The organism is Gilliamella sp. LMG 34360 (genome assembly GCF_984568995.1).
Genome location: NZ_OZ474900.1, coordinates 927875 through 947767 on the forward strand (window position 1 = coordinate 927875; position 19893 = coordinate 947767).

Annotated in this window: 15 protein-coding genes and 4 tRNA genes; 7 read left to right on the forward strand and 12 right to left on the reverse strand. The window is 34.0% G+C overall.

Translation table 11 applies throughout. The features are described from left to right. Positions 1–43: 43 nt before the first annotated feature. The 10 genes from rarD to recA form a co-directional block, all read right to left on the reverse strand. Entirely contained in the window at positions 44–940 is an 897-nt protein-coding gene (gene rarD, locus AC5LW9_RS04215; protein WP_086308004.1) for an EamA family transporter RarD, read from the reverse strand. Positions 941–1019: 79 nt separating this feature from the next. Beyond that, entirely contained in the window at positions 1020–2312 is a 1293-nt protein-coding gene (serS, locus tag AC5LW9_RS04220; protein WP_493456367.1) for a serine--tRNA ligase, read from the reverse strand. A gap of 156 nt (positions 2313–2468) precedes the next feature. Next, a tRNA-Arg gene (locus AC5LW9_RS04225) sits at positions 2469–2545 on the reverse strand. A gap of 19 nt (positions 2546–2564) precedes the next feature. After that, positions 2565–2641: transfer RNA gene (locus AC5LW9_RS04230), tRNA-Arg, on the reverse strand. Between the two features lie 18 nt (positions 2642–2659). Then, positions 2660–2736: transfer RNA gene (locus AC5LW9_RS04235), tRNA-Arg, on the reverse strand. Positions 2737–2755: 19 nt separating this feature from the next. Further along, positions 2756–2848: transfer RNA gene (locus tag AC5LW9_RS04240), tRNA-Ser, on the reverse strand. Positions 2849–2973: 125 nt separating this feature from the next. Next, complete coding sequence (gene csrA / locus AC5LW9_RS04245; RefSeq protein ID WP_025314757.1) at positions 2974–3174, reverse strand: carbon storage regulator CsrA; 201 nt, start codon at positions 3172–3174, stop codon at positions 2974–2976. Between the two features lie 152 nt (positions 3175–3326). Further along, positions 3327–5960 (reverse strand): alanine--tRNA ligase, encoded by a 2634-nt coding sequence (gene alaS, locus AC5LW9_RS04250; protein ID WP_493456368.1) that lies wholly within the window; start codon positions 5958–5960, stop codon positions 3327–3329. Positions 5961–6172: 212 nt separating this feature from the next. Then, entirely contained in the window at positions 6173–6673 is a 501-nt protein-coding gene (locus AC5LW9_RS04255; RefSeq protein ID WP_198226468.1) for a regulatory protein RecX, read from the reverse strand. Next, a complete protein-coding gene (gene recA / locus AC5LW9_RS04260) occupies positions 6673–7719 on the reverse strand; it encodes a recombinase RecA (protein WP_025314760.1) in 1047 nt (348 codons plus the stop codon). Before recA ends, AC5LW9_RS04255 begins: the two co-directional genes overlap by 1 nt. Positions 7720–8268: 549 nt before the next feature. Here recA and AC5LW9_RS04265 point away from each other — a divergent pair. Genes AC5LW9_RS04265 through AC5LW9_RS04275 form a run of 3 tightly spaced genes read left to right on the forward strand, consistent with a single transcriptional unit; the run spans position 8269 to position 11751 of the window. Then, positions 8269–9522 carry a PqiA/YebS family transporter subunit gene (locus AC5LW9_RS04265; RefSeq protein WP_198226470.1) on the forward strand — a complete coding sequence of 418 codons (1254 nt, stop codon included), beginning with the start codon at positions 8269–8271 and terminating at the stop codon, positions 9520–9522. A 7-nt stretch (positions 9523–9529) separates the two neighbouring features. Further along, positions 9530–11167 carry an intermembrane transport protein PqiB gene (pqiB, locus tag AC5LW9_RS04270; protein WP_198226471.1) on the forward strand — a complete coding sequence of 546 codons (1638 nt, stop codon included), beginning with the start codon at positions 9530–9532 and terminating at the stop codon, positions 11165–11167. After that, on the forward strand, positions 11167–11751 hold the full coding sequence (locus tag AC5LW9_RS04275; protein WP_039129523.1) for an ABC-type transport auxiliary lipoprotein family protein: 585 nt from the start codon (positions 11167–11169) through the stop codon (positions 11749–11751). The genes pqiB and AC5LW9_RS04275 overlap by 1 nt, the downstream gene beginning before the upstream one ends. A gap of 52 nt (positions 11752–11803) precedes the next feature. On the opposite strand, the gene pabB is transcribed toward AC5LW9_RS04275, so the two are convergent. Beyond that, complete coding sequence (gene pabB, locus AC5LW9_RS04280; protein ID WP_493456369.1) at positions 11804–13543, reverse strand: aminodeoxychorismate synthase component I; 1740 nt, start codon at positions 13541–13543, stop codon at positions 11804–11806. A gap of 7 nt (positions 13544–13550) precedes the next feature. Further along, entirely contained in the window at positions 13551–14120 is a 570-nt protein-coding gene (locus AC5LW9_RS04285; RefSeq protein WP_086300788.1) for an anthranilate synthase component II, read from the reverse strand. Positions 14121–14615: 495 nt separating this feature from the next. Here AC5LW9_RS04285 and yiaK point away from each other — a divergent pair, with 495 nt between their 5' ends. The 4 genes from yiaK (at position 14616) to AC5LW9_RS04305 (ending at position 19851) form a co-directional block, all read left to right on the forward strand. Further along, complete coding sequence (yiaK, locus tag AC5LW9_RS04290; RefSeq protein WP_493456370.1) at positions 14616–15629, forward strand: 3-dehydro-L-gulonate 2-dehydrogenase; 1014 nt, start codon at positions 14616–14618, stop codon at positions 15627–15629. Between the two features lie 87 nt (positions 15630–15716). Further along, positions 15717–17225, forward strand: a complete 1509-nt coding sequence (locus AC5LW9_RS04295; RefSeq protein WP_198226478.1) for an MFS transporter — start codon at positions 15717–15719, stop codon at positions 17223–17225. Between the two features lie 379 nt (positions 17226–17604). Further along, positions 17605–18819 (forward strand): D-mannonate dehydratase ManD, encoded by a 1215-nt coding sequence (gene manD, locus AC5LW9_RS04300; RefSeq protein ID WP_065737658.1) that lies wholly within the window; start codon positions 17605–17607, stop codon positions 18817–18819. Positions 18820–18834: 15 nt separating this feature from the next. Further along, the gene (locus AC5LW9_RS04305) at positions 18835–19851 is read left to right on the forward strand and encodes a Zn-dependent oxidoreductase (RefSeq protein ID WP_493456371.1); all 1017 of its coding nucleotides are present in this window, start codon (positions 18835–18837) and stop codon (positions 19849–19851) included. Positions 19852–19893: the final 42 nt, after the last annotated feature.

A 19893-nucleotide genomic window follows, 5' to 3' on the forward strand; every position in this document is an offset into this window, starting at 1 on the left:
TATCGACACTTAATAGGCACCTATAATGGTGCCTTATTTGTATTTATTTTAATTTTTTGCGCTTTACCGCACGTAATAGATAAATGCCACCTTCTAAAGCCAAAACACAAACGGATAACCAAATAAGCCCATATGGAACGATGTGCTCTTTAGATACCGATTCATGCAAAAATAACACCGAAACAAGAGTTAGCAGTACTGGCTCTACGTATCCCAGTAATCCAAATAAACCAAGTGGTAATAACCGTCTCGCAACAAAATACATGGCAAAAGCAATGGCAGTAATGATACCGAGCATTGGAATAAAAATATGAAAGTGAGATAGGTCACTTATAACCTGATTAAAAGAGTAGTGTAAAATAAAATAAATAAGGCAGCCTACAAAGATAAAAAAGAAATCGGAAAATGTCCCTGAAATGCCCTCTATTTGCAATTTACGGCGTGTCATAAAGTAAATTGGGTAACCCAATGCAATAACGGCTGTTTCCCACGAAAACGCGCCAGTTATATAAATTTCCAAAACAACACCTATGCTGGCGAGCACGACTGCTATTTTTTGAAAAATACTTAGCTTTTCTTTATAAAATATTTGCCCGAAAACGACCATCGTTAATGGCAGTAAAAAGTAGCCTAATGAAGCTGATAATCCATGTCCATTGATCGGAGCCCAAATAAAAATTAACATTTGGATGGTCAACAGAAATGAAGAAAATATTAGACCAATTAAAATCAGTGGCTGTTGTTTAATTCGCATAAATAAATTGATAATAGCTGACCACTGTTTTTCGACAATAATTAGTATAATTATTGCGGGAAAGGAGGTTAATAATCGCCAACAAAAAATATCAACAACTGACAATGGTTGTAATAGAACAGGGTAGTAATAGAGTAAACCAAAAAGACATGATGCAAATATTGAAAGCGCAACGCCCTTTATCATTCTTTCACCTTTGTTAATAAAAAATAGCGCTAATGATTAGCGCTATTATCTATATGTAATGAAGTGGAATAAATTTTATTTATCCAATTACCTCAACACCATTCATATAAGGTACTAATACGGATGGAATTCTAATTGTTCCATCTGCTTGCTGATAGTTTTCCATAATTGCAACTAACGTGCGTCCTACAGCTAAACCAGAGCCATTTAACGTATGTACTAAATAAGTTTTATTATCAACTTTATTGCGATAACGCGCTTGCATACGGCGTGCTTGGAAATCCCACATATTAGAGCAAGAAGAAATTTCACGGTAAGTATTTTGAGCCGGTACCCACACTTCAAGATCATATGTTTTACAGGAACCAAAGCCCATATCACCTGTACATAATACAATTTTACGATACGGTAATTCTAGTAATTGTAATACTTTTTCTGCATGTGCGGTTAACTCTTCTAAAGCCTTCATGGATTCTTCTGGTTTAACAATTTGCACCAGCTCTACTTTGTCAAATTGATGCATACGGATTAAACCACGAGTATCTTTACCGTAAGAACCAGCTTCAGAACGGAAACATGGAGTATGTGCAGTCATTTTCAAAGGTAACGCGCTTTCATCAAGAATCTCGTCACGAACCAAATTGGTTACGGGTACTTCAGCAGTTGGAATAAGAGCGTAATTACTGCTTTCTGATTCTTCATCTAATGGTTTTGTGTGAAATAAGTCACCTGCAAATTTTGGTAACTGTCCTGTACCGAATAAAGTGGCCTGATTGACAAGATAGGGCACATAAATTTCAGCATAACCATGCTGCTCTGTATGAAGATCTAACATAAATTGTGTGATAGCACGATGTAGGCGAGCTATCTGTGACTTCATAACGACAAAACGTGCGCCAGTTAGTTTTACACCTGCAGCAAAGTCTAGTCCTCCAAAACGTTCGCCTAATGCAACATGATCTTGGATTGGAAAGTCAAATGTTCTTGGGGTTCCAAAGCGAGAAACTTCGACATTGTCGTTTTCGTCTTTACCATCAGGTACAGAGTCATCAGGAATATTCGGAATAGTAGAGGTGATATCTTTAATTTTAGTTAGTAAGATTTCAAGCTCAGCTTTAGCATTATTCAGTTTTTCACCGAGTTTATTAACTTCTTCACGTACGGCTGTAATGTCCTCGCCTCGAGCCTTAGCTTCACCAATAGCTTTAGAACGGGCATTACGCTGTGCTTGTAAGCTTTCAGTTTCAACTTGCAGTACTTTGCGTTTTTCTTCTAGTTGACTAATAGTATCAACATCTAATTTAAATCCACGACGAGCTAACTTTTTAGCGACAACATTTAATTCATTTCGGAGTAAATTCGGATCCAACATAAATAACGTCCATTCTCATTAATAAGGAAATATCTTTCTACTTTAACGGTTATTCTAATATAGTTAACAAAACATATAAATCAAAAAGTAGATTGATTATAGATATTAAATTTTGTGAGCTTAGTATACTAGAATTATATCGGGATTCAACCGCAATGGCGCACCCGAAGGGATTCGAACCCCTGACCGCTCGGTTCGAAGCCGAGTGCTCTATCCAGCTGAGCTACGGATGCGTGTAAGTTCGTAAAAAAATGGTGCATCCGAAGGGATTCGAACCCCTGACCGCCCGGTTCGTAGCCGGGTACTCTATCCAGCTGAGCTACGGATGCATTTTGAGTTTGTTAAAATGGTGCATCCGAAGGGATTCGAACCCCTGACCGCCCGGTTCGTAGCCGGGTACTCTATCCAGCTGAGCTACGGATGCATATTTTAATTTTTTAAAATGGCGGTGAGAGAGGGATTCGAACCCTCGATGCAGCTTTTGACCGCATACTCCCTTAGCAGGGGAGCGCCTTCAGCCTCTCGGCCATCTCACCAAAAACATTATGACTTTGCTTGAACAACAAAATCATAATGTCGTGGCGCACATATTACGTTTTACAAAAAATAAGTCAAACATTTTTTTGCTTACGCGTGCTAGTTGTTTATTTCATGCCCAAAATTACTCTTTGGGCTCGGGTAATTCATCATTTTTGTTCTGAGATTGATGAATTCTATTGTATATCTCTTCTCGATGAATTGAGACTTCTTTAGGTGCATTAATACCGATTCTGACTTGATTACCCTTCACCCCAAGAATAGTAATAACAACATCATCACCAATAATTAGTGTTTCACCTACTCTCCTAGTTAAAATTAACATTAGATCTCCTAATATCAGTTAAGTATACATCACAATTTTAAGATATAGCTTCGTCAGCCCCCCATCAATATGACAGAAAGACGGAATTTTACAGAAATATTCAAATATTCGATTAATAAATATCTTATTAACCAATATTAGAATATATCTGGCTAACTTGCTTGTAATTTATTACTGATTTCCTTTTTCATTGAAGACAATGCTTCTGGTAATGCTAACAGATCCATTCCACCTGCTTGGGCGAAATCAGGCCGCCCACCGCCTTTACCACCTACTTTTAATGCTAATTGGGAAACTAATTCGCCAGCTTTGACAATATTGATTAAATCATTTGTTACGCCAGCGGCTAAGTTGATTTTGTCATCATTAACAGCAGCCAAAATAATTACTCCTGTTTTTAATTGATTTTTAAGATCATCAATCATAGTACGTAATACTTTTGCCTCGACATTATCAAGTTTAGCAATTAGTAAATTTTTATTATTGATTTTTTCACATTGATTAATTAATTGTGCGCTTTGTTGGCTAGCTTTTTGCGCCTTTAATTGCTCGATGTTTTTTTCAAGTAGTTTAGTTTGTTCGAGCAACTGCTCTACACGAACTAAAACTGCTGATTTATCGCTTTTAACCAATTGTGCAATTTGGCTTAATAAATTTGCTTCATGGTGTATAAAATCCATCGCATTTTGTCCAGAGGTTGCCTCAATACGGCGAACTCCAGAAGCGATGCTTGATTCAGATATTATTTTAAATAAACCTATATCGCCCGTTCTATCTACATGAGTACCACCACATAATTCAATTGAGAAATCGCCCATAGTTAGAACACGAACAATATCTTCATATTTTTCACCAAATAGCGCCATTGCCCCTTTATTTCTAGCTTCATCTATTGGCATCAGTTCAACGTCAACAGGTAGATTACAACGAATTTGCTGGTTAACTAGATTTTCAATTTCAACAATTTGTTCTTGTGTGATGCTTTGATTATGCGAAAAATCAAAACGCAGATAGCTGTCATTCACTAAAGAACCTTTTTGATGAACATGGTTACCTAAAATTCGTTGTAATGCAGCTTGTAATAAATGGGTTGCTGAATGATTGCGTCTAATACGTTCTCTTAACTCAACATCAATTGCCGCTGTTACTAAATCACCAACTTTAAGGGAACCTTTAACAAGGTTACCGATATGACCAATACTTTTGCCATATTTTTGGCTATCTAAAACAGTAAATTCGGCGTTTGCAGAAGTTAATAAACCTTTATCACCAATTTGTCCACCTGATTCTCCATAAAATGGTGTCTTATCTAAGATGATAATCGCTTCATCACCAGCATTGACATTTTCTACTTTTTGACCATTTTGGAAAATGGCAATTACTTTCCCTGATGCTTCGGTAGCTTGATAACCTAAAAATTCGGTTTTATCATCAAGTTTAATCACATTGCTATAGTCAACACTAAAAGTACTTGATTCACGAGCACGTTTACGTTGTTCTTCCATGCATTGATTAAATCCATCTTCATCAATGGTGATATTTTTTTCGCGACATACATCTGCGGTTAAATCTAATGGAAAACCAAACGTATCGTAAAGTTTAAATGCAACATCACCAGGCAATACCGAATCGGTAATTTTAACCAATTCTTGATCAAGTAAAAATAATCCTCGTTCCAATGTTTTTAAGAATTGCTCTTCTTCAAGTTTAAGTGCGTCTTCAACTATTTTTTGATTTTTCGCTAATTCAACTGCTGCACTACCCATTACATCAATGAGAGGTTTAACTAATTTGTAGAAGAATATTTCTTTAGCACCTAACATATGTCCATGACGCACAGCCCGTCGAATAATGCGACGTAAAACATAGCCACGACCTTCATTAGAAGGCAATACACCATCAGAAATTAAAAATGCACAAGAACGAATATGGTCAGCAATAACACGTAAAGATTTACTTTCTAAATCTTTCGTTTGAATTACTTGTGCTGCATCATGAATTAATTTCTTAAATAAATCAATTTCATAATTGGAATCAACATGTTGTAAAACAGCAGCAATTCTTTCTAAGCCCATACCCGTATCGACCGATGGCTTAGGTAATGGTTCCATTGTGCCATCAGGATGACGATTAAACTGCATAAAGACAATGTTCCAAATTTCAATGAAACGATCACCATCTTCTTCTGGGCTGCCTGGAGGTCCTCCCCAAATATGATCACCATGATCATAAAAAATTTCTGTACACGGTCCACATGGTCCTGTATCACCCATTTGCCAGAAGTTATCTGAAGCATAGGGAGCCCCTTTGTTGTCACCAATACGCACGATACGTTCTTTGGGTATACCAATTTCTTTTTCCCAAATTGCGTATGCTTCATCATCTGTTTCATAAACAGTGACGGTTAATTTTTCTTTAGGAAGATTAAACCATTTTTCACTGGTTAATAGCTCCCAAGCAAAATGAATCGCATCATGTTTAAAATAGTCACCGAAACTAAAGTTTCCTAACATTTCAAAAAAAGTATGATGTCGAGCAGTATAACCCACATTATCCAAATCATTGTGTTTACCGCCAGCGCGAACACAGCGTTGTGCCGTTGTTGCTCTGGTATAAGGACGTTTTTCTATCCCTAGAAATACATCCTTGAACTGATTCATTCCAGCGTTGGTAAATAATAGCGTTGGGTCATTATGAGGAACAAGGGAACTACTTGCTACAATTTCATGTCCTTTGCTATTGAAAAAGTCAAGAAAAGTTTGACGAATTTCTGCAGTGCTTTTCATTTAGGCATCCATATAAACGATAAATTTTTAAACATAGTAATATACCTGTTACAACTAAAGTTGAAAAGTAAAGAAAAGTAAAATATTCTTTATAATACAGTTGATCTAGCTAATATTACATGCAAATAAAAGGAAAAATAAATTGATTTAGTGAGCTTAACTAATGGGTATTGAATAATTTAATTCTCGTGTATTTTAGATATTATCAAAATTTAAGTCAATAAATTATACACATCTTTTATATCGTCTTGAGTATAACCTCGAGTAACTAAAAATTGCATTACTTTCTGTTTTTCCGAGATATTTTTAACATTAACTTGTTTAAATTTTTTTAATAATTGCTTATGGGCATTATACGACCAATTTATATCTAATATACGTAAAAGTTCATGGATTAAGTCAGTGGATAGACCGCGTTGTTTTAATTCCATAGCAATTTTATATCTTCCATAACCTTTATTAGCACGCATAACAATATATTTTTCAATATATTGTGTATCGTTCATCCAATTTTGATTTGTACAATATTGAATTACATCAGCGGTTTCTATTCTAAGTTGGTTTAATTGCTCATAGTATTCATCCTCTGAACATTTTATTTTCTTTGTAAAAAATTGGATGATTTTATTCGTTAGTTCGTAGGATGAATGATCGCGCTGTGCAAGTAATTGCACAGCTTTATTTAAGATTAATTTATTGAGTTTTTTGTCCATTATTCAAAGCTTTCATCTTCCGATGTAGTATCTACGTCATCCGCAGCAAAAACGGCAGGACTATTTAATAATAAATCACGTAGTTTTGTTTCAAGCTCTTTGGCTATTTCTGGATGTTCTTGTAAAAATTTGATTGAATTCGCTTTGCCTTGACCAACTTTTTCGCCATTGTAGCTATACCAAGCACCTGCTTTATCAACTAATTTATGTTTAACACCTAGATCAATCAATTCACCTTCTTTAGAAATACCACAACCGTAAAGAATCTGGAATTCAGCTTGTCTAAATGGTGCAGCAACTTTATTTTTCACTACTTTTACACGTGTATCACTACCAATGACATCTTCACCTTCTTTTACTGCGCCAATGCGTCGAATATCTAAACGAACAGATGCATAGAATTTAAGTGCATTACCGCCAGTAGTTGTCTCTGGATTACCAAACATTACACCAATTTTCATACGAATTTGGTTAATAAATACCACTAAGCAGTTAGCATTTTTAATATTTGCAGTTAATTTACGTAAAGCTTGTGACATTAAGCGAGCTTGTAATCCCATATGTGAATCGCCCATTTCGCCTTCAATTTCTGCTTTAGGTGTTAATGCCGCTACTGAGTCAACAATAATAACATCAACAGCACCAGAACGAACTAAGGCATCACAAATTTCAAGTGCCTGTTCACCAGTATCAGGCTGAGAAACTAATAGATCATCAACTTGCACACCTAATTTAGCCGCATAAATTGGATCTAAAGCATGTTCAGCATCAATAAATGCGCATGTTTTACCTTCTTTTTGCGCTTGGGCGATAACTGATAAAGTTAATGTTGTCTTACCTGATGATTCTGGTCCAAAAATTTCAACGATTCGACCCATTGGTAAGCCGCCAATACCTAATGCAATATCGAGCCCTAAAGATCCAGTAGAGACAGAATCAACATCTAACGTTTGGGTATCCCCTAAACGCATAATAGAACCTTTACCAAATTGTTTTTCTATTTGACTTAATGCAGCTGAAAGTGCTCGTTGTTTGTTTTCGTTCATATTATAAAATTCCAATGAGTTAGTATATTGATATACATTATACTGTATTGTTATACAGTATCAAGTTTTTTTTATATCCAATAATCATTTAGTTAATAATGGGAAATGCTTCACAATTTTTTTCAAAATATTACTGGTTATCGTCTAATTGATTGTAACAAATGGTGACGAAACGATAATATTCAAGATTAGATGTAAACCGATAAATGGATTTGATAGCGATATAACTTTGTATAAGGTTATTATGAGATTTTATTTATTTTTTCTTTGAGATAAAATTTTAAATTCAGCGTGTAAAAAATATTGTTTAACCAACTGAAATACTCAAAATCAAGTAATCAAATTATGCTAATGGGGGTAGGTAATACTTTCATAAAAAAATGTCATTTGATATGATTAGCAAAGAAGACGTTTTAGTCATTGTTGTATATTAAAAGTAGTTATCCCACTTGCAATTGAGTAAAAGTAATTTATCAATTATTTACTTAAAGGTTATGCTAATCTGAAACATCTTTACACTTAACTGAATTATCAAATTAAAGGGAAATAATGACTGTTGATAAGCAACAATATGTTTTATGCTCGCACTGCGATTTGGTCATAGAATTATCCGATATAACAATAGGACATAAAGCTATATGTCCTCGTTGTAATACTACATTAGCCAAAAAAAGCATTAATATGAAATTTCGAGCCACAATGTATGCTGTTTGTTCACTCATTATGATTATTGTTGCTTGTGGTTTTATTTTTATTGATATTCGCCTAGTCGGTAATTTTAATGGTGTAAGTGTTTTAGATATACCTAAAACTCTTTTTTTTGATAAATATAGTTATATTTCAGCGCTATTTATTTTATTTGTTTTAATTTTTCCCATAATAAATCTATTAATTATTAGTTTGCTTTGTTCAAAGTTTACAGTGTCAAAATATCGCAAAAGAGATTTATTAATTATTTATGAAAAATTTAAACATTGGTGTATGCCTGAAATATTTATAACAGGCATTTTGGTTAGCTTTGTAAAATTAATGAGCTATGGCAGTATAGGTGTTACAAGTACATTTTGGGCGTTTTGTTTATTTGTCTTTTTTTATATAAAAGCACAAGTAATTTTTTCACCTGAAACAATTTGGGAAGAAATTCATACCAATAATTTTGCTCAAGCACCATTAAAAGTTGGTAAGACGGCAATTAGTCAAAATTTGAAGCTGTGTGGTTGTTGCCATGCTATGATGCCAATCGCTTATGCTAAATGCCCAAGATGTAAACAGAAAAGTGCTGTAAGAAATCGCGACAAAATACAATGGACGATAGCATTATTGGTCACTTCACTAATTATTTATATTCCTGCAAATGTATTTGGAATCATGATAACAGTCGTTTTGGGTTCACCGTCAACGTCGACAATTATGGATGGTGTTATTTATATGTGGCAGGCGGGTGATGTACCTGTAGCATTAGTTATTTTTGTTGCCAGCATAGTTATTCCAATTTTGAAAATAATTTCATTAAGTTGGCTTTGCTATTTTGCAATAGCTGTGAAAAAGAAAAATAAACATAATTGCCTAAAAATGAAAAAATTATATGGTGCAGTAGAATTTATTGGCAAATGGTCAATGATTGATATATTTGTTGTATCAGTTGTTTGTTCACTAGTTAGAAATCAACAAATGATGGGGGTTTATCCTGATATAGGCGTTACATTTTTCGCAACTGTTGTGATTATCACTATGATTGCATCGCAAAAATTTGATCCGCGTTTAATTTGGGATCATTCTCCAAATAAAAGTTATAATAAATAGGAACATTATGGCAACATCAAGTAAATTAGCGAAAATCATCAAAATTAGAGCCATTTCGGCGATATGGATTATTCCGATTGTTACTGCAATTGTTGGTCTTTGGATCATCTATTCTCATTTTGCTGATAGAGGGACTTCTTTTACCTTACTTGCCAAAGATGCAAGTGGTATTGTTGCTGGTAAAACCGTTATTAAAAACCGCAGTGTTGATATCGGTATTGTCGATGAAGTAACATTATCAAAAGATTTTGAAAAAGTGGTCATAAAAGGCCGAATCTATAATGATATGGAACCGCTGCTTAAAAATGACTCTATTTTTTGGGTTGTCAAACCAGAGATTGGTCGTGATGGTGTAACAGGATTAGGTACTATTTTATCTGGTGTTTATATTGAGTTAGCATCCGGCAACGATACACATAGTTTCAAAAATAATCCATTTATACTATCAGATAATCCGCCATTATCAGATCCAAGTATTAAAGGTATTCGGGTTAATCTTGAAAGTGATCAAAACGGTGTGATTCCGCGTGGAGCATCTGTGATGTTTCATGGTTATCGTGTAGGTAATGTTGAAACTTCTGAATTTGATATTGATTCACGTAAAATGAAATATCAAATTTTTATCACCAAACCTTACGATGCTTTAGTCACTCAAAATGTTCGTTTTTGGAAAGAAGGGGGCATTGATTTAGCACTTTCTTCATCGGGTGCGAGTCTTAATGTGCCTTCTTTAGATGTATTAATGTCCGGTGGTATAAGTTTTGATTTGCCTGATGGTTCTAAGTTAGGTGCGCCAGCTGAGCAACATGCAGTATATAAATTATATGAAGATAAAAAATCAATTCAAGATTCACAATATACAGAATATAAAGAATTTCTGATTATGCTTTCTGAATCCATATCTGGATTGGTTGAAGGCGCGCCTGTTGAGTATCATGGTATTCGCCTTGGTACGGTATCTAAAGTACCATTTTATACATCTGAAATGTTAAATAAAACATTTATTTTAAATCAAAGAGTACCCGTATTAATTAGGATCGAGCCCGATCGCTTATCTGAGTTGGTTGATGAAAAGATCGATATTGCTACCTTAATTATGGACGAGCAAAAAAATGGCTTAAGAGCCTCGTTAAAAACTTCAAATATGTTTACAGGTGCGCTTTTTATTGATCTTGATTTTTATCCTGAATTAAAAAATAAATATAACGCTAAATCAAGCATTCTATATGGTTATAATACTATAGAAACAACGTCAACAGGTATTGCACAGATTCAAGCTAAAGTGATGCAGTTATTAGATAATTTCAATAATTTACCACTAAATAATACAATGACGGAATTTAATAAATCGTTAGCTTCAACTCAGCGCTTAATGAATTCATTAAATCAAATTATGGCGAGTAATGAAATGCAAAATATGCCTGGCGATCTACAAGAAACGTTAAGAACGTTAAACGAAACCATGAAAGGCATACAACCAGGTTCAGAACTTAATAAGCAAATGAATGAAAGTCTGCAAAAAGTTCAACAAATGATGGATGAATTAACACCATTACTTAATACACTCAATGATAAAAGTAATGCGTTGATTTTCTCTGCTCCAAATAAGAAAGACCAAGAACCGAAAGCGAAAGGTAAAAAGTAATGAATAAAATGATGCGAAATTTCCTTATAACATTTTGTGGAACTGCATTTATGTTACTCGTTGGCTGTTCAGCAAATACGGAAAATAAAAGTTATTTCCAATTAGCTAGTAATTTGCCTGTTCAAACACCAAAAACAATGAAATCAACTAATCGTTTTATAAAGATTGATTCCATTGATGTAGCCAGTTTCTTAAATAAATCTGGTATTGTTTTGCAAACAGAAGATATCAAATATGTTACAGCTATAAATAATCTATGGGTTTCGACGCTTTCTCAACAGCTTGAAGAACGATTAGTACAAGATTTAAGTTTGTTACTGCCAGATTATTTGATTTCGAGTAAGTCGCTAGCAACTCCAACATTAACCGTTAAACTTTTTATTGATGGTTTTCATGGTGGTTACAATGGAGATGCGATTATAAAGGGGCGTTGGATTGTTACAAACAATAAAAACCATATCGAAACAAAACCATTTGAACGACATATTCCATTAGCCAAAAATGGTTATGATGCTTTAGTTAAAGCGTTGTCAAAAGGATGGCAAGAAGAAGAGCAAGATTTTGCTAATTCTATAAAATATTAAATTAATAAAACATTCCGCCACCATTCTGGCGGAATGTTTCAATAATAGTAGATCATAACATCTGCTTGAACCGATCAAATACCTTATCATTAATTTCAACCCATTTGCGAACACTATTAATAAAAGCAATTTTATCAGCCTTTAATAATTCATCGATTAAAATTGTTTTTTCAATTATTTGTTTTTGATCCAAATAAAATTGTCGCATAGTACCAGCCAATAATCCCGATTTAATTTTAGGTGTAACCCATTGATTATTAATTAATAGCACAAGATTACCGTTAACAAATTCAGTTATTTCATTGTTTTGATTAAAATTAATATATTCTTTACCTATCGTTAGTTGCGGAAAATGTTCACGGTTTGATGTTTTGTGATACAAATAGATATTTTTATTATTTACACATTGTGGTGCGAGTGTGATTTCATTGATTTCCATTGGTACGTTAATAATGTCTTTGCTAATATCACATCGACCATCTTGTTGTAGTAAAATTCTGACTTTACAAATACTTTCACATTCTGCACTGGCTAATTTAATCAATTGTAATTTGATGGAATCAATATCGCATTTAAAATCAAAATAGTATGCAGTATTAGCAAGTCTAGTTAAATGTTCATCAAGCAATAAAATTTGCCCTTTTTCTAACAGTAATGATTCAATAAGATATTGGGGGAACCTTGCTGTGCGGTTTAATATAGCGGTTTTTGCTAAGATTTCACTATATTCATCGTTTGATGTTGAATCCCAAGTTATCCCACCTCCAACACCATAATGCATCTGCTGATTGTGAATTGTTAATGTACGAATGGGTATATTAAATATTGCAGTTTTCATATAGGGGGTAATGTAACCTATGGTTCCACAATATACACCTCTAGGTGAATTTTCAGTGTCTGCAATGATTTGCATTGTACTTGTTTTAGGTGCTCCAGTAATTGAACCACATGGGAACAATGCTTGAAAAATTTGATATAAACTGATCTTTTCAGCCAACTCGGCTTGAATGGTTGAGGTCAACTGCCAAACGGTAGGGTATTTCTCGGCAGAAAATAATTTTGGGACAACGACCGAGCCAGCTTTAGCAATTCGGCTTAAATCATTACGTAGTAAATCAACAATCATCATATTTTCAGCCTGATTTTTCTCAGAAAATAATGTCTCTAACTGTTGATTATCATGGTGAATATTTAAACCTCGAGCGGCAGTTCCTTTCATCGGTTTTGTTGTGATTGTTTGATTATCTAACTTAAAAAATAGTTCAGGAGAAATCGATAAAATCTGATAATTTTCAAATTCAAGATAAGCACAATAACTCGCTTGGTTATTTTCTTGTAAAAATTTGTAATAATCATAGGCATTATCATTAAATGGTGCACTAAATTGGATCGTGTAGTTGGTTTGATATGTATTTCCCGATTCAATCTGCCCACGAATATAGTCAATTTTTTGATTATATTCTTCAATTGAAGTGTCACATTTTAAATCGAAATGACAAGGTTTATAATCGCTTTTTGTTAATGATTCAACTGTTGAATAATCTTGATAAATACCAAATAGTAGTACAGGTAGCGCATTATCTGATTTTTGGATATTCTTGGTTTTATTTGCTTGATTAAATCCCATTGCACTTTCATAAGCAAGATAACCAACCGCATAAAAACCTTGCTGTGTGAACTTTTCGATTGCATCTAATTGTTGTTTAACCGTGGAGTAATCGTTGGATCTCAAAATTGTAATAGGATCAGAAAAACATTTCTGTTGACCTTCAAAATCAATATAAACTTTCATATTAATATTACTCATAAATAAAATTATGAATCATTTGTAAACCTGATTCTGTTTTAATTGCTTCTGGATGAAATTGCACGGATTCAATGGGTAATGTTTTATGTCGTAATCCCATAATTAATCCTTGTTTGTTACGAGCGGTAACCATGAGAGGTGACTTTGTTTGAGATAAATTATCGTCAGCAATTAAAGAGTGATAGCGAACTACAGAAAGAGGGTTTTTAATGCCTTTAAATAATCCTTGACCATCATGTATAATTTCATCGATTTTACCGTGCATAGGCATAGGTGCTTTGCAAATGGAATAACCATAATACTGTGCAATTGTTTGATGACCCAAACAGATACCTAATATTGGACAACAATTGGCAAATTCGGCAATCACTGTTAGTGATATTCCAGCATTATCGGGCGTTCCCGGACCAGGTGAAATAATTATTTTAGAAAAAGTTAGCTCTTTTATTTGTTCAACGGTCATTTCATCATTTTTTATCACTTGGACTTTTGCACCCAATCGGCATAAATAATCGTAAATATTGAACGTAAAAGAATCATAGTTATCTATTAATAGTATCAAAATATCTTCCGTTAATTAAAAAAGAATTTTTTGTCAACTTGGTGATTATGGAAATCATCATTATAAATGACAAGTCACCATTGCCGACATCATGATTAAAAATTTCATTTCATTGTTTCGATTAATCAAGCTAGATTTAGTTTAAATCCAGCTATTATTGACGCCATTATACAAGCAAGAAGTGCTAATAAGAGATGATTACTAACTTAATATTACTTTATTCCTATTTTTTTACTTAAACGTACCCATAACCTGAAACTTTTTGACAAAAACACATTCTTTTTGTGATAACTCTCACAAAAGCCTACAGCTATTCTTGTATGGTAGTATATTTTATTATATTTTTCCTAAATTCAATCAACATAGACTTTATTTAATAAAAACAACAAACAAATTAGACGTTTTTATGACTCCTTTTTTGATTGAATTATTAAACTCACCAAAACTAAACATTAATAAAAGTTTCGACAGGTCTGTTTATTTGAGGATAAAAATATGCAAAAAATAACATTTGAAGAAATGAAAGCGACTATAAAAAAAGCATTTCTTAATGCTGGATTATCTGAATCACAAGCAGAAATATGTGCACACATACATACCGAATCTACTTCTGACGGGGTTTATTCCCATGGATTAAATCGTGTCGCTCGTTTTGTTGATTATGTCAATAAAGGTTGGGTAGATATTAACGCTAAACCTAGTTTAGTTAAATCACTGGGTGTGCTTGAAGTTTATGATGGAAATCAAGGGATCGGAATAACAAATGCACTATTTGCTTTAGATAAAGCAATTGAATTAGCTAAAAAAAATGCTGTTGGCATTATTGGATTACGTAATACAACTCATTGGATGCGAGGCGGAACTTACGGTTGGAAAGCTGTAGAAAAGGGATTTGCAGCAATGTGTTGGACGAATACCGAATCGTGTATGCCTGCGTGGGGAGCAAAAAATACACGTTTAGGCAATAATCCATTCGTGATGGCAGTGCCGAGTTCAGATGGTTCAATCGTTGTTGATATGGCGATGTCACAATATGCATATGGTAAGCTTCAAGTCACTCGCTTAAAAGGTGAGAAACTTCCGTTTCCAGGTGGGTATGACAAAGATGGAAAATTAACTGATGATCCAGGATCAATAGAAGAATCAATGCGAATTCTACCAACTGGATATTGGAAAGGGTCAAGTATGGCTATTGTATTAGATGCAATGGCTGCACTTTTATCGATGGGCAATCCAACTAATGAAATTGATAAGATTCAAAAAGGAAGTTGTACCGGTGCTAGTCAGATTTTTATGGTATTTGACCCATCTCAATTAGGCGGAAAAGAATTTAACGAACAGATGGTTAATAGTATTACTCAATATGTTAATACCTCAACACCAGCTGAAGGACAAAAAGCAGTTTTTTATCCAGGTGAATTATCAAAAAAAACACGTAAAGATCATCTAACCAATGGTATTCCTGTTGATACTGAAGTGTGGCGTGAAGTTGTTTCATTAGCAAATTAGCTGAAAATCAAAATTAATAATTAAAAAATATATAGCAACTCATTAATTTTTAAGCCAAACGAAGAATTGATTAAAAAGGAATAGGATATGAATAATGCGGTTAGTAACAAGAAAAAAGTGACGATTCCAATCGCTATCGGTTATGGTTTAACGGATATTATGGGTGGTGGTGCCTTTACCATCATTGGAGCATGGTTACTCTTTTTTTATACCACCTTTGTAGGATTAACACCTATTGAGGCAGCGTCTATTGTGGCAATTGCACGAATTGTTGATGCAATCGTTAGTTTATTTATGGGTAGTTTTACCGATAATTTTTACAAATACAAATTAGGACAAAAATTTGGTAGAAGGCGGTTTTTCTTACTAATTGGTTCTCCTCTTATGTTGATTTATGTTTTACTTTGGATAACAGGGATGAATTATTGGTTTTATTTAACCGTATATCTAGTATTTGAAATTGTTGCAGCTATTGTATTGATTCCTTGGGAAACATTACCTTCAGAAATGACTAAAGATTATAATGATCGAACCAAATTATCTACAGGTCGGATGTTTTTATCTGCAAGTGGGACTTTCTTAGCAACTTTAGTGCCGGGTATTTTAATTCATAATTTTGGTGAAAATAACGCTTACGCTTATTTTATTAATGGACTTTTCTTCGCGATTATTTTCGCTGTTTGTATATTTATTTCATATAGAGTAACGTGGGAACGAGAACTGACTCCAGAGATGTTGAAGCATCAAGAACAAGGTGTGAAAAAAAAGAGTTTTTCTGAAAAAGTTAGTGCTGTTAAACAACTAGTTAAGGATTATTTATCTACATTTCATATTAGAGCTTTTCGTCGCCATTTAGCTATCTATTTATTTTCATTTACAGCAAAAGATATTTTTAATACGGTTTTTGTCTTCTTTTGTGTCTATTGTTTATGTGTCTCTTCGTCATTTGCTGGAGGACTACTATCGTTAAGTATTATAGGGTTACCAATAACATTATTGGCTGGTGTTGCAATGGTAAAATACGGTCCAGGAAAGCTGTATGTTTTCTCTTATACAACTATGATCATCTGTATTCTTGGTTTTTATGCAGTATATATAGTCGATCCGTCATCCAAAATCTGGTGGTTGTATATTATAGCGATTTGTTATCAAGCTGGTCGTTGTATTTTAGAATTTACCCCATGGAATGTGTTCCCATTTATTCCTGATATTGACGAAATGCTCACCAGACAACGTCGAGAAGGTTTATTTGCGGCGGTAATGACATTTGGTCGCAAAACAACGGTTGCTATCGCAACGTTTATTGTGGGATTAATTCTACAAAAGGGTGGCTTTATACAAGGAAGTACTCAACAAAGTGCTGAAGCAATAAATACCATAAGTATTTTATTTGTTGGTGGTACCGTTGGTTTATTATTAATTGCGTTAATTTATGCTTTAACTTTTAAGTTAAATAAACAAACTCACACAATTTTGGTCGCAGAAATAGAACGTTTAAAAAATAATGGTTCAAAAAATGATGTTTCAGAACAGACACGTAAAGTTGTTGAAAATCTTACTGGTCATAAATATGAACATTTGTGGCGAGATAAATAATGCAATGATGAGGAGATACATCTTCGCTCATGATAAATATTGTTATCTATAAGATCCTCTATCAAATCCGATATTTATAAATATTTTTATAAAAAAATGTAATATTGATTCAATACTACATTTTTTTATCTATCCCAAATATATCAATATTAATTTTGATAATCTTGTTTAAAATCAACTTAATAATTTGATGATAATTATCTAATTAACTATTTTTTTCAGCATTCCAATCTATAGTTAAAACATTTGTTAAACCTCAATTTTCTTTACGATCTTTCCTTCTTATTGTGATCTTTCTCACAAAAACATTCTAATCTACTTGTATGGTAGTATTTGATCGATTAATTTGATGCTGCACAAATTATTAATGAGGTATTCAATGAAAATTGTAAAAGCAGAAGTTTTTGTATGCAGCCCGGGGCGAAACTTTGTCACATTAAAAATAACTACAGATGAAGGCGTTTATGGTGTTGGTGATGCAACACTTAACGGGCGAGAATTATCAGTAGCATCTTATCTTAAAGATCATCTTTGCCCTCAACTTATTGGGCGTGATCCTCATCAAATTGAAGATATTTTCCAATATTTTTATAAAGGAGCTTATTGGCGTCGTGGTCCAGTGACAATGTCAGCGATATCGGCAATTGATATGGCGTTATGGGATATCAAAGGTAAAGTTGCCAATATGCCACTTTATCAATTATTGGGCGGAGCTTCACGTACAGGCGTAATGGTGTATTGCCATACCACTGGTAAAGATATCGAAGAAGCGTTAGATGATTATGCTAAACATAAAGAGATGGGGTTCAAAGCAATCCGAGTTCAATGTGGTATACCCGGAATGAAAACGACTTATGGTCAAAGTAAAGGGAAAAATCTTGCATACGAACCCGCTACGCGTGGCAATTATCCTGAAGAACAGTTTTGGGCAACGGATAAATATTTAGACTTTACGCCAAAATTATTTGAAGCAGTGCGAAACAAATTCGGTTTTAACGAGCATCTATTGCATGACATGCACCATCGCTTAACCCCAATTGAAGCTGCGCGTTTTGGTAAAAGTATTGAAGATTATCGTCTATTTTGGATGGAAGATCCTACACCGGCTGAAAATCAAGAATGCTTCCGTTTAATTCGTCAACACACTGTAACACCAATTGCTGTTGGTGAAGTATTTAACAGCATTTGGGACTGTAAACAACTGATTGAAGAACAGCTCATCGATTACATTCGAACCACAATAACTCATGCTGGTGGTATTACTCATATGCGTCGAATAGCTGATTTTGCTGCGCTTTATCAAGTTAGAACTGGCTCTCATGGACCATCTGATTTATCGCCAATCTGTCATGCCGCAGCACTACATTTTGATATGTGGGTGCCTAACTTTGGTGTTCAAGAATTTATGGGTTATTCAGAGCAGATGTTAGAAGTCTTTTCTCCAAATTGGACTTTCAATGATGGTTATATGCATCCAAGTGATAAACCAGGTTTAGGTATCGATTTTGATGAAAAACTAGCAGCTAAATATCCATACAACCCCGCTTATTTGCCAATTGCTCGTTTAGAAGATGGCACTTTATGGAATTGGTAAGTTAAAGGAGTTTATATGAAAAGTATTGTAATAAAACAACCTAATGAATTAGTAATCGAGGAACGTGAAGTTCCTCAACCTAAATCAGGTGAAGTTAGGGTAAAAGTAAAATTAGCCGGCATTTGTGGTTCAGATAGTCATATTTATCGAGGTCATAATCCTTTTGCTAAATATCCAAGAGTAATTGGGCATGAATTTTTTGGAGTGATTGATGCTGTTGGAGAGGGTGTTGATCAATCTAGAATCGGTGAGCGTGTTTCTGTTGATCCTGTAATTAGCTGTGGATATTGTTACCCTTGTTCTGTTGGTCGTCCTAATGTTTGTTCCTCTTTAACCGTTTTGGGTGTTCATCGTGATGGTGGATTCAGTCAATATGCTGTTGTACCAAGTAAAAATGCTTATGTAATACCAAATGAAATCAATGATGAATTTGCCGTAATGATAGAGCCTTTCACAATAGCTGCTAATGCAACTGCACAACTAAAACCGACCCAAAATGATGTTGCATTAATTTATGGCGCAGGTCCAATGGGATTAACTTCTGTGCAAGCCCTGAAAGGTGTGTATAACGTTAAAGAAGTTATTGTTGTCGATCGTATTGATGAACGTTTAGCTATGGCAAAAAGTAGTGGTGCTGATCGGACAATTAATAACACATCATTATCATTAAAAGATGAATTAGATAAATTGAATATCAAACCAACGGTAATCATTGATGCCGCTTGTCATCCTTCAATTTTACAAGAAGCAATTACAATTGCATCGCCAGCTGCAAGAATTCTCATTATGGGTTTTTCAAGCGATCCATGTCAAATAACACAACAAGGTATTACCAGTAAAGAGCTTTCTATTTTCTCTTCACGACTCAATGCAAACAAATTCCCAATCGTCATTGATTGGTTAACCAAAAAATTAATTGATCCTAACAAACTGATTACTCATCGATTTGATTATACGGATGTGGTTCAGGCAATCCAAACTTTCGAAAAAGATCAGAAACAGTGTTGCAAGGTTTTATTGACTTTTAGTTAGGTCAATTTTTATATACTAAATGATAAGTGAGAGCGAGTAAAA